8 protein-coding genes are annotated in these 11,333 nt (G+C 73.4%); 5 read left to right on the top strand and 3 right to left on the bottom strand.

The window, feature by feature from the left end; genetic code table 11:
• Positions 1–26 precede the first annotated feature (26 nt).
• Positions 27–1,520 carry an SWIM zinc finger family protein gene (locus tag AB0G79_RS05435; RefSeq protein WP_360800429.1) on the top strand — a complete coding sequence of 498 codons (1,494 nt, stop codon included), beginning with the start codon at positions 27–29 and terminating at the stop codon, positions 1,518–1,520.
• A 16-nt stretch (positions 1,521–1,536) separates the two neighbouring features.
• Positions 1,537–3,210: a DUF5691 domain-containing protein gene (locus AB0G79_RS05430; RefSeq protein ID WP_360800426.1), complete on the top strand. Its 1,674-nt coding sequence runs from the start codon at positions 1,537–1,539 to the stop codon at positions 3,208–3,210.
• Between the two features lie 82 nt (positions 3,211–3,292).
• Here AB0G79_RS05430 and AB0G79_RS05425 read toward each other — a convergent pair whose 3' ends face one another.
• Entirely contained in the window at positions 3,293–3,700 is a 408-nt protein-coding gene (locus tag AB0G79_RS05425; RefSeq protein ID WP_360800605.1) for a cobalamin B12-binding domain-containing protein, read from the bottom strand.
• 302 nt (positions 3,701–4,002) lie between these two features.
• On the opposite strand from AB0G79_RS05425, the gene AB0G79_RS05420 reads away from it, so the two are divergent.
• Both AB0G79_RS05420 and AB0G79_RS05415 read left to right on the top strand, forming a co-directional pair.
• The gene (locus AB0G79_RS05420; protein WP_360800423.1) at positions 4,003–4,902 is read left to right on the top strand and encodes an alpha/beta fold hydrolase; all 900 of its coding nucleotides are present in this window, start codon (positions 4,003–4,005) and stop codon (positions 4,900–4,902) included.
• A 231-nt stretch (positions 4,903–5,133) separates the two neighbouring features.
• Positions 5,134–6,801, top strand: a complete 1,668-nt coding sequence (locus AB0G79_RS05415) for a M23 family metallopeptidase (RefSeq protein ID WP_360800420.1) — start codon at positions 5,134–5,136, stop codon at positions 6,799–6,801.
• A 99-nt stretch (positions 6,802–6,900) separates the two neighbouring features.
• Here AB0G79_RS05415 and pcrA read toward each other — a convergent pair whose 3' ends face one another.
• Together pcrA and AB0G79_RS05405 are read right to left on the bottom strand one after the other, a co-directional pair.
• The gene (pcrA, locus tag AB0G79_RS05410; protein WP_360800417.1) at positions 6,901–9,345 is read right to left on the bottom strand and encodes a DNA helicase PcrA; all 2,445 of its coding nucleotides are present in this window, start codon (positions 9,343–9,345) and stop codon (positions 6,901–6,903) included.
• Positions 9,346–9,411: 66 nt separating this feature from the next.
• Positions 9,412–9,765, bottom strand: a complete 354-nt coding sequence (locus tag AB0G79_RS05405) for a hypothetical protein (protein WP_360800414.1) — start codon at positions 9,763–9,765, stop codon at positions 9,412–9,414.
• A 362-nt stretch (positions 9,766–10,127) separates the two neighbouring features.
• Here AB0G79_RS05405 and AB0G79_RS05400 point away from each other — a divergent pair, with 362 nt between their 5' ends.
• Positions 10,128–11,309 (top strand): NlpC/P60 family protein, encoded by a 1,182-nt coding sequence (locus AB0G79_RS05400; RefSeq protein WP_360800411.1) that lies wholly within the window; start codon positions 10,128–10,130, stop codon positions 11,307–11,309.
• Positions 11,310–11,333 lie beyond the last annotated feature (24 nt).

Below are 11,333 nucleotides of genomic sequence, written 5' to 3'. Positions count from 1 at the left end.
CAGTGAGGGCGTCTACGGTCGAGGACATGAATGCGATGGGGGTGCGCCGGACGGCGGAGCAGGTGCTGACACTGGCTCCTGACGAGGCGTCGCGCAGAGCGGGGAGCCGGCTGGGCACGGCCGGACCGTGGTCGTCGACGGGCCGCGGTGAGGGTGCCGTCTGGGGCCTGTGCGGAGGCGACGGCCCCCGGCGGTACGAGACGGTCGTGGACACCGGGGCCCCGGCGTACGGCTGCAGCTGCCCGAGCCGGAAGTCCCCGTGCAAGCACGCCATCGGCCTCCTGCTGCTCCAGGCGGCCGACGAGACAGCGATCGCGGCCGGGACCCCGCCGACCTGGGCGGAGCTGCGGCTCAGAAAGCTCCGGGGGGACGGAAACGGGAACGAGGACGGGAACGGGGACGGGAACGGGGACGGGAACGGGGACGGAAACGGGAACGGGAACGGGGACGGCAACGGAAACGGGGACGGCAACGGAAACGGGGGCAGCGGGACCTGGCGTGCCGGGACGCTCACCGCCGTTCCGCCCGCGCACGCGACGGCCGGCACCACTCCGCCCGGCGCCTCCGCCGATCCCGAGGCCGCGCGCCGGAGAGCCGAGCGGCGGGCGGCCCGGATCACGGCGGGCGCGCGGGAGCTCGAACGGCGCCTCGCGGACCTGGTGCGCGGCGGTCTCGCGGCCACCGAGCAGGCGGGGCACGGTCTGTGGGAGGAGACGGCGGCCCGCATGGTCGACGCCCAGGCGCCGGGGCTCGCCGCCCGGGTCAGGGAGCTGGGCGCGATACCGGGTTCGGGCCCGGACTGGCCCGTGCGCCTTCTGGAGGAGTGCGCGTTGACGCATCTCCTCGACCAGGCGTGGCTGACGGCCGACCGGCTGCCCGCCGCCCTCGCCACCACCGTCCGCACCCGCGTCGGCCTCACCGCGCCCGCCGACGGCACGCCGGTGCGCGACACGTGGCTGGTCCTCGCGCGGTACGACACGGCAGACGCCCGGCTGACCACCCGGCGCGTCTGGTTGTACGGCTCCGTGAGCGGCCGGACCGTGCTCCTCCTCTCCTTCGGCGCCGCCGGTCGGGCGCCCGGTCCGGCCCTGCCCGTCGGCGCCCTCCTGGACGGCGAGGTCACGCCGTACACGGGCGCGGGCCGGCTCCGCGTCGAACCGGTCGGGGAGTTCCTGCCGGTCGACGCCCCCGCCGTCGCACCGCCGGGGGGTCCGGTGGCCGCGGCCCTCGGCGCGTACGGGCGGGCGCTGGGCGAGGACCCGTGGCTGGACTCCTGGCCCGTGACGCTGAGCCAGGTCGTGCCGACGCGGGCGGAGTACGGCTGGCAGCTCGCCGACGCCGACGGCCGCGAGGCGCTGCCGCTGACGGCCGCCGCCCAGAACAGGCCCGGCCTCTGGCGTCTCGTCGCCCTGTCGGGCGGCGCGCCGGTGACGGTGTTCGGGGAGTGCGGGCACCGCGGCTTCACCCCGCTCTCCGCCTGGTCGTCGGACGCACCCACCGAGACGGTGCCCCTCATATGACGGATCGGAGGATCCGATGAACCCGCTCGCGCCCACGAACGACACGTCCCCCGCGACCGGCGGCGCCGACGGCAACAGCGGCGCGGCCGCGCACGCCTGGGAGGAGCTCGTCACCTCCGCGCTGCTCGGCACCGACCGCCGCCCGCCGACCGGCGCCGGTGGAGGCGCGGGGACAGGCACAGGCGCCGAAACCGCGCGCGCTCTGCTCGACGCCGCCGCGACGCACGCCGTACGGCGCAGGGCGGGCCTGCGCCCAGGACCCGCCGCCCCGCTTCCGGAACCCTCGCCGGAGGATCCGCGGCGTCCCCTGCCCGAGGCCGCCCGGAAGCGCCTCGACCAGCTGCTCGCCGGGCGGGCCGCGCCGTCGCCCGCCGGGCGGCGCGGCTCGGCGCCGGACCTCGCCGAACTGCTGCCCCAATGGCTGGCACTCGCCAACGAGCAGGGCTACAAGGCGCCTCCCGCCGCTCTGCCCGCCCTCCTCGACGCGGCCAGGGCCCGTACCGACCTGCGGCCCCAGGCGCTCCGGTTCGCCGGACCGCGCGGCCTGTGGCTGGCGGGGCTCAACCCCGAGTGGCGGTTCGCGCTGCGGGGCGCCGGCGGCAGGCTCCCCGCCCCGGAGGACACCGAGGCCGTCAGGGCCCTGTGGGACGAGGGGCTCTTCGCCGAGCGGGTCGCGCTGCTCGTGTCCCTCCGCACCGAGGACCCGGCCGCCGGGCTCGCCCTCCTCGCCTCCACCTGGTCCGCCGAGCGGGCGGAGGACCGGCTGATGTTCGTGGACTCGCTGCGTACGGGGCTCTCCGAGGCGGACGAGGAGTTCCTGGAGGCGACCCTCGCCGACCGCAGCCGCAACGTCCGCTCCATCGCCGCCGAACTCCTCTCCGCGCTGCCCGGCTCGGCCCTGGCCGGGCGGATGGCGGGTCGGGCCGCCACCTGCGTCGGCCTCGACAGGACGGCCGACGAGCCCGCCGTGACCGTCGAGGCGCCGCACGAGTGCGACGCGGCGATGCAGCGGGACGGCCTCGTCCCGACCCCGCCGACCGGCCGGGGCGAGCGTTCCTGGTGGCTCGGCCAGCTCGTCGAGGCGGCGCCGCTCTCCTGCTGGCCTGCCCGGTTCGGCGGGCGGACCCCGGAGGAGATCGTGGCGCTGCCGGTCACCGACGACTGGCAGGACGAGCTGCACGCCGCCTGGTGCCGGGCGGCGGTACGGCAGCGGGACGCCGCTTGGTCGCGCGCGCTGCTCGGCGACCCGGCGGCCCCGCCGGCGACGGGCCCCGGCACCTCCTCGCTGGCCGAACGCGCCCAGCTCCTGGCGACGATCCCGGCGGACGAACGGGCCCGCTGGGTCGCCGCGTTCGTCGCCGCCCACGGCCTGTCGGAGGCGTTCCAGCTGCTCGGCGTCTGCGCCGTTCCGTGGGCGAGGCCGCTGGGAGCGGCGGTGATCGACGCCCTCGACTTCGCTCGGGACGCGGGCAGTTACCCCTGGAGTTTCAGCGGTGTGATGGGTCTCGCGGAGCGCTGCCTGGACCCGGAGGCGGCGAGCGGCCTCGACTCCCTGACGGCGGTTCCCGACGACGAACAGGACGCCGTCCCCGGCGCCGGCGGCTACTGGGCCGAGGCCTTCCAGCGGCTGGTCTCCACGCTGCGGCTGCGCGCGGCGATGCGCGCCGAACTGGGCGAGGCGAGCGGTTGAGACCCGGTGGGGCCGGGACATGACGAAGGGCCCTCCCGAAAGGGAGGGCCCTGACACGAACTCACACCGTGTGGTGCGGGGATCAGACCGCCACGCGGACGTTCGCGTTCACCCAGTCGACGATGGACGCGGTCGTCGCGCCCGGCGTGAAGATCTCCGCCACGCCCTTCTCCTTCAGCGGCGCGATGTCCGCCTCGGGGATGATGCCGCCGCCGAAGACCTTGATGTCCTCGGCGTCGCGCTCCTTGAGGAGCTCGATCACCTTCACGAACAGCGTGTTGTGCGCGCCCGAGAGGATGGAGAGGCCGATCGCGTCGGCGTCCTCCTGGATCGCGGTGTCGACGATCTGCTCGGGCGTCTGGTGAAGGCCGGTGTAGATGACCTCCATACCGGCATCGCGCAGCGCCCGCGCGATCACCTTGGCCCCGCGATCGTGGCCGTCGAGACCCGGCTTGGCAACCACCACGCGGATCGGACCGGTCACACCCATCACTGCCTCCACATGCGACCCCCGCGCCTGATTGCCGGGGAGGTGAACGAACGTTATCGACAGCATCCCGCAACCTGCCGTTTCGCGGTGGCGAGCGAGGGGGAAATCACACGTGGGACATGTTCGCTCTGCGCCGATCCCCGCTTCGGGCCCTCCTCCTGGGCCCACCAGCCGCAAGCGGGGCCCGGCCGCGAGGGAGCCGCGAACGGGGCTCGCCGTGTCCCCGCGCCGCCGTCCGTGCGGCACGGGGCGCGGCGCGCCGCCGTATCCCCGGTTCCCCGTGCCGTTCCGGGAGGTCGGCGATGGAGCTCTCCAAGGTCACCGCCCAGGTGAAGGCCACCGCCCTCGAGCTCGCGATCCTGACCGGGCATCTCGTCCTCTATCCCTCGGGTATCGCACCCGAGCGCCTCGCCGCCCCCAAGCCGTCCGACACACAGGCCCTGTCCGACACGCCCGCCCCGTCCGACATGCCTGACTCACCCGACACGCCCGACGCGCCCGACGCGCCCGGCGCGGAGGGCACGGTCGGCGCGGACGGCACGATCGGCGCGAGCCGGCGCCCCCTGGTCCTCGTCCACGGTTTCGTCGACAACCGCTCCGTCTTCGTCGTGCTCCGCCGCGCCCTCGCCCGCCACGGCCGCGACCGCGTCGAGTCGCTCAACTACTCGCCGCTCACCTGCGACCTGCGCACCGCCGCCGAACTCCTCCGCCGCCGGGTGGAAGCGATCCACGCCCGTACGGGACGGGCCGAGGTCGACATCGTCGGGCACAGCCTGGGCGGCCTCGTCGCCCGCTATTACGTCCAGCGTCTCGGCGGCGACGCCCGGGTGCGGACGCTCGTCACGCTCGGCACCCCGCACTCCGGCACCACCGTGGCGCCGCTCGCCGACGCGCACCCCCTGGTCCGGCAGATGCGGCCCGGTTCGGCGGTGCTGCGAGAACTGGCGGAGCCCTCGCCCGGCTGCCGCACCCGCTTCGTGAGCTTCTGGAGCGACCTCGACCAGGTGATGGCGCCGGTCGAGACCGCGCGCCTGGACCACCCCGACCTGCTCGTGCACAACGTCCGCGTGAGCGGGATCGGACATCTCGCCCTGCCCGTCCACCCGACGGTGGCCGCCGGGGTCCTCGAAGCCCTGGACGGGGACGGTCCCGCGGCGCCGGGCGTCCGGGACGGGGATCCGGGCGCCGCCTCCGTCGCCTGAGGCCGATCCCGAACGATTTCTTCGAACGTTCCTCGAACACAAGGCCAAGGCTCTCTCCGGGCGCCGCCGAAACACGGCCGATTGCCCGTTTCCTACGGGCTCAAACCGGTCCGAAGATTGTCGGTTGCGCATACCGCCGGGTACAGTCGCGCCCACTGCTTCCCCCCCGGGACACCCCTCGTCGGGCCCGCCCCGGACTGGTCCTGCTGCCGAGGCGAGAGAGACGTTGGTGTGAACGACCAGCACCCCCACGCCGGGTACGTCGGAGACGGCACCCACGCCACTGGCAGCTACGCCGTCGACCCTCTGTTCGGTTCCTATTCCGCCGGTCAGGCCGACCACAGCGGTCAGTGGGACTTCCACCAGTACGGGACGACGGCCGAGTCGCACGACACGACCGCCGGGCACGACATGACCGCCGGGCACGACACGACCGGGCAGTACGACGCCACGGGCCAGTACGACACCACGGGTCAGTGGGACACGACCGGGCAGTGGAACACCACAGGTCAGTGGGACACCACGGGTCATTGGCCGACCGCCGACCCGCACACGGCCCCCTACTCGGACCCGTACGCGGACCAGTACACCGAGAGCCCCGCGCAGTACGCCCATACGTCGCAGTACGACACCACCGGGCAGTTCGACACGACCGGGCAGTTCGACACCACCGCCCAGTACGACGCCACCGGCCAGTGGGACGCCTCCGCCTGGACCGAGGCGCAGCACACCGGCCAGTACGAGACCCTCCACTCCGGCGCGTACGCCGCCCAGGGTGCGTACGGCTACGAGTCCTACGACACCACCGGCCAGTGGGCGGCCCCCGCCTTCGCGACCGAGACCGGCGCCTTCGACGCCACCGCCTGGAACCAGGCGGCTCCCGAGGCCGAGCAGCCGGTCGTCCCCCAGCAGTACAGCCCGCGGCCCGAGCACGCCGAGGAGCCCGTCGAGCCCCTCGACCTCGGCGCCGAGGCCGACGCCGAAGCTCATGCCGCGGAGCTCGCCGACGACCTGGGCGAGGACCTCGCCGAGCCGCTCGCCGACGACTTCACCGAGGACCTCACCGCCGACGAGCCCGCCGTCGAGCTCCGTACGGACTCCCCGCTCGCCGCCCGCCCGGTGCGCCGCTCCTCCGCCGGCGGCCGGGGTCGTCGCCGTACCCCCGCGAAGCGGTCAGCGCTGCTGACCGTCGCCGTCCCCTCCGCTTGCGTCATGGGCGTGGCCGGCATCGCCGCCGCGTCCGTCGGCGGACTCACCGACACCACCGGCGACAGCGGCAAGAAGGACGACGTCACCGCGCTCTCCGCCACCGACCCCGGGTCCGTCAAGCAGGTCGCCGCCAACAACGCGCTCGACACGCAGCTCGCCGCCCTCAGCGAGGACGCCCGCGACTTCGGCGACCGCGCCAGCCGCACCCAGGAGCGCATCGACCTCAAGGTCCGCCAGGCGGCCGAGAAGAAGAAGCGCGAGGAGGAGGCGGCCCGCAAGGAGGCCCTGCGCCCCAAGTACATGCTGCCGGTGAAGCTCCACCAGCTCAGCGCGCGCTTCGGCCAGTCGGGCGTCAACTGGATGTCGGTGCACACCGGCATCGACTTCCCCGTGCAGTACGGCACGCCGGTGATGGCCGCGACCGACGGCACCGTCCGCACCCAGTGGAACAGCGCCTACGGCAACATGGCGATCGTGACCTCGCCCGCCGGCACCGAGACCTGGTACTGCCACCTCAGCAGCACCAAGATCCGCTCCGGTTACGTCAAGGCCGGCGACGTCATCGCGTACTCCGGCAACTCCGGCAACTCCACCGGCCCGCACCTCCACTTCGAGGTCCGGCCCGGCGGCGGCTCCGCGATCGACCCGCTGGCCTGGCTCCGCAGCCACGGCCTCGACCCGACGAGCTGACGCACCGCTCGCCGCGTACGGCACCGTACGGAACGACGGAATACGGAGAAAGGGACCCCGGCGACGCGATTCGCCAGGGTCCCTTTTCCGTATGTCCCGCTACAGCTTCTCGACCGGCGCGTACCTCAGGAGCAGCCGCTTCGGCTTTTCGTCGCCGAAGTCGATCGTCGCCTGGGCGTCCGCGCCGACACCGGTCACGGCCGTCACCGTGCCGAGGCCGAACTGGTCGTGCGTGACGCGGTCGCCGATCCTGAGCGTGATCACCGGCTTCTCCCCGGCCCGCCGCGTGGCGAAGCCCGAGGGGCCGGAGCGCGAGCGGGAGGAGGAGAGCGAGGAGGTGATGCCGGAGGTGGGCCCGGCGGGCTTCGCCATCGGGCCGGTCCGCTTCCACTCCAGGTACGAGGCCGGGATCTCCTCCAGGAAGCGCGAGGCCGGGTTGTACGAGGGCTGGCCCCAGGCGCTGCGCATCGACGAGCGGGTGAGGTAGAGCCGCTCACGCGCGCGCGTGATGCCCACGTACGCGAGGCGACGCTCCTCCTCCAGCTCCTTGGTCTGGCCGAGGGCGCGCATGTGCGGGAAGACGCCGTCCTCCATGCCGGTGAGGAAGACCACCGGGAACTCGAGGCCCTTGGCGGTGTGCAGGGTCATCAGCGTGATGACGCCGCGCCCCTCCTCGTCCTCGTCCGGGATCTGGTCGGAGTCGGCGACGAGGGCGACCTTCTCCAGGAACTCGGCGAGGGTCGCGGGCTCCTCGCCACGCTCCTGCTCGAACTCCAGGGCGACGGCGGCGAGTTCCTGGAGGTTCTCGATGCGGGTCTCGTCCTGCGGGTCGGTCGAGGCCTGGAGCTCGGCCAGGTAGCCCGTGCGCTCCAGTACGGCCTCCAGGACGACGGCGGGGCCCGCGCCGGACTCGACGACGGTGCGGAGCTCGTCCATCAGCGTGTTGAACCGCTTCACGGCGTTGGCCGAGCGGGCGGCCATGCCGTACGCCTCGTCGACGCGCTTGAGCGCCTGCGGGAACGTGATCTTCTCGCGGAGCGAGAGGGCGTCGATCATCGCCTCGGCGCGCTCGCCGATGCCCCGCTTGGGGACGTTGAGGATGCGGCGCAGCGGGACGTTGTCCTCGGGGTTGGCCAGGACGCGCAGGTACGCGAGGACGTCCCGGACCTCCTTGCGCTCGTAGAAGCGCACGCCGCCGACGACCTTGTAGGGCAGGCCGACGCGGATGAAGATCTCTTCGAAGACGCGGGACTGCGCGTTGGTGCGGTAGAAGACGGCGACGTCGCCGGCCTTCGCGTCCCCGGCGTCCGTGAGGCGGTCGATCTCGTCGGCGACGAACTGGGCCTCGTCGTGCTCCGTGTCCGCGACGTACCCCGTGATCTGGGCGCCGGCGCCGGCGTTGGTCCAGAGGTTCTTGGGCCGGCGGGACTCGTTGCGCTCGATGACGGCGTTGGCGGCCGAGAGGATCGTCTGCGTGGAGCGGTAGTTCTGCTCCAGGAGGATCGTCGTGGCGTCCGGGTAGTCCTCCTCGAACTGGAGGATGTTGCGGATGGTCGCCCCGCGGAAGGCGTAGATCGACTGGTCGGCGTCGCCGACGACGCAGAGCTCGGCGGGGCCGAGGTCCTCGTAGCCCGTGCCGACGAGCTCGCGCACGAGGGTGTACTGCGCGTGGTTGGTGTCCTGGTACTCGTCGACGAGGACGTGCCGGAAGCGGCGGCGGTAGTGCTCGGCGACGTCCGGGAACGCCTGGAGCAGGTGGACCGTCGTCATGATGATGTCGTCGAAGTCCAGGGCGTTGGCCTCGCGCAGCCGCGCCTGGTACATCCGGTAGGCCTCGGCGAGCGTCTTCTCGAAGCCGTCGGCGGCCTGGTCGGCGAAGGTCTCCTCGTCGATCAGCTCGTTCTTCAGGTTCGAGATCTTGGCGCTGAACGACTTCGGGGGGAACTTCTTCGGGTCGAGGTCCAGGTCACGGCAGACCAGGGACATCAGCCGCTTGGAGTCGGCGGCGTCGTAGATCGAGAAGGACGAGGTGAAGCCGAGCTTCTTCGACTCGCGGCGCAGGATGCGGACGCACGCGCTGTGGAAGGTCATGACCCACATGGCGTTGGCGCGCGGGCCGACGAGCTGCTCGACGCGCTCCTTCATCTCGCCGGCGGCCTTGTTGGTGAAGGTGATCGCCAGTATCTGGCCGGGGTGGACGTGCCGCGTGCCCAGGAGGTGGGCGATGCGGTGGGTGAGCACCCGGGTCTTGCCGGAGCCGGCTCCGGCGACGATGAGCAGCGGGGTATCGGTGTGGACGACGGCGGCGCGCTGCTGCTCGTTCAGCCCTTCCAGGAGCGCGGCGGGGTCCACGACGGGCCGTGCGGCACCGTCGCGGTAGTACGCGTCCCGGGGCGGGGGCGCGTCGAAGTGCTCCCCGAAGAGGTCGTGCGGGACCTCCTCCTCGGCCGGGGCGCCGTGCTCGTCGTCCTCGGGCGGGGGCGGGGCCTCTCCCGAGGAGTTCTGGAGGCCGGCCAGGAAGCTGTCGTCAAAGAGGCTGCTCATCGCCTCACGAGTCTAGGACGCCGCACCGACATCCGGGGAAACGGCCGTACATCGGCCGCCGCCGGCTCAGACCCAGAGGGTCGCGATGAAGATGTTCGCCGTGGTCAGGGCACCGACGGCGGCGAAGAGGCCCTTGTCGACCTTCTCCTCGTCGCGCTTGACGTAGACGAGGCCGAGGATGACGACGAGGATCGCGAGCTTGATGCCGATCTTGAGGTTGTTCACGGTCTGGTCGTCGGCCTGGTTGAGGCCGACGAGCGCGACGCCCGTGATCAGCATGGTCAGCGCGCCGTGCAGCATGGCCGGGGTGAAGCGGGCCGTGCCCGCGCCCATCGCCTTCATCTGGGTGAGGAACCCGCCGAGGAGGGAGGCGATGCCGATGATGTGCAGGGCGACGAAGACATTGATGAGGGCGTCCATGGGCCGGAGCCTAACGGGGCCCCTGGTGCCGCACCACGGCCGGGGCCGCCCCGGCAGGGCGTCGTACGCTCCGGGCGCTTCGGTCTCTCCGCTGCCGCAAGTTCTCGGAAGTGCCCCCGCGACCGAACCACTCCGGTCCTGATCCGACAACTGACGCCAATAGCGGTCAACTCCCCTCTCGGGCGTGACCCCGAGGTTTAGCGTCCTGCACCAGGTGGTCGGCTCCCACCACCGTCGGTCACCCGGCGGCTGCCGGCCATCCCCGCCAGGAAGACCCGGCGGCGGTCCGTCTCCCCTGTGCGGACCGCCGCCGGCCCGGCGGGCACCGTTCCCCCGCAGGGAAGAGGATGTGACCCGCCCTCGTGGCAGCGCACCGAAAACCCAGGCAGCAGTCCCCCCTCGGTGGCCAGGCGGTCCGCGCCGCCGCCACCCTCGCCCTCGCCTCCGCCGCGACCGCGACGCTCTTCGAGGGAACGGGACACGCCGACCCCCGTCTCACCACCGCCCAGGTCAAGGCGAAGGTCGACCGCCTCTACGAGGAGGCCGAGGTCGCGACCGAGAAGTACAACGGGGCGAAGGAGAAGGCCGACGAGGCCCGCGCGGCCTTCGACCGGCTGCGGGACGAGGCGGCCCGCAGGACCGAGCGGCTCAACACCGCGCGGGCCGGGCTCGGCGCGGCGGCCGCCGCGCAGTACCGGTCCGGCGGCCTCGACCCCGCCGTACAGCTCGCCCTCACCTCGGACCCCGACGAGTACCTGGAGCGCGCGGCCCTCGCGGAGAAGGCCGGGGACCGGCAGGCGGCGGCCGTCGTCGCCGTCCGGCGCGAGCTCGGTGCGATCCGGCGGCTGCGCGGCGAGTCCGAGGGCCGGATGACCACGCTGCGCGAGCACGAGGCGGAGCTGCGACGCCAGAAGGCGGCCGTCCTCGGCAAGCTGGAGGCGGCGCGGACCCTGCTCGCCCGGCTGACCGCGGAGGAACGCGCCCGGTACGAGGCCGCCGTCGCCGCCCAGAGCGCCGGCCGCGCCACCGGAGCCGGGGGTACGGGCTCCGCGACCGCGGCCGGATCCACGGCCTCCGGGTCCTACGCCGCCCCGACCGGCCAGACCGCCGGCGCGCCCGCGGCCCGGGCCGACCGCTCCGCGTCGGGCTCGTCGGGTGACCGCGCGCCGCTGGCCACCGTGTCACCCGCCCCGGACAGCAGGGCCGCCGCGGCGATCTCCTTCGCCCGCGCCCAGCTCGGCAAGCCGTACGTCTGGGGGGCGACGGGCCCGTCCGCGTACGACTGCTCGGGGCTCACCCAGGCCTCCTGGCGCGCTGCGGGTGTCTCCCTGCCGCGCACCACGTACACCCAGATCAACGCGGGGCGCCGGGTCTCCCGCTCCGAGCTCGCCCCCGGTGACCTGGTCTTCTTCTACTCGGGGATCAGCCACGTCGGGCTCTACATCGGCGGCGGCCAGATGATCCACGCCCCGCGCCCCGGCTCCCCGATCCGGATCGCCCCGATCGACGAGATGCCCTTCGCCGGGGCGACACGGGTCGGCTGACACGGGTCGGCTGACACGGGTCGC

It is taken from the genome of Streptomyces sp. NPDC020807 (assembly GCF_040641575.1).
Classification (GTDB): domain Bacteria; phylum Actinomycetota; class Actinomycetes; order Streptomycetales; family Streptomycetaceae; genus Streptomyces.
Note: the sequence above shows the minus strand (reverse complement) of the source record. Positions and strands in the feature narration are given on the sequence as shown.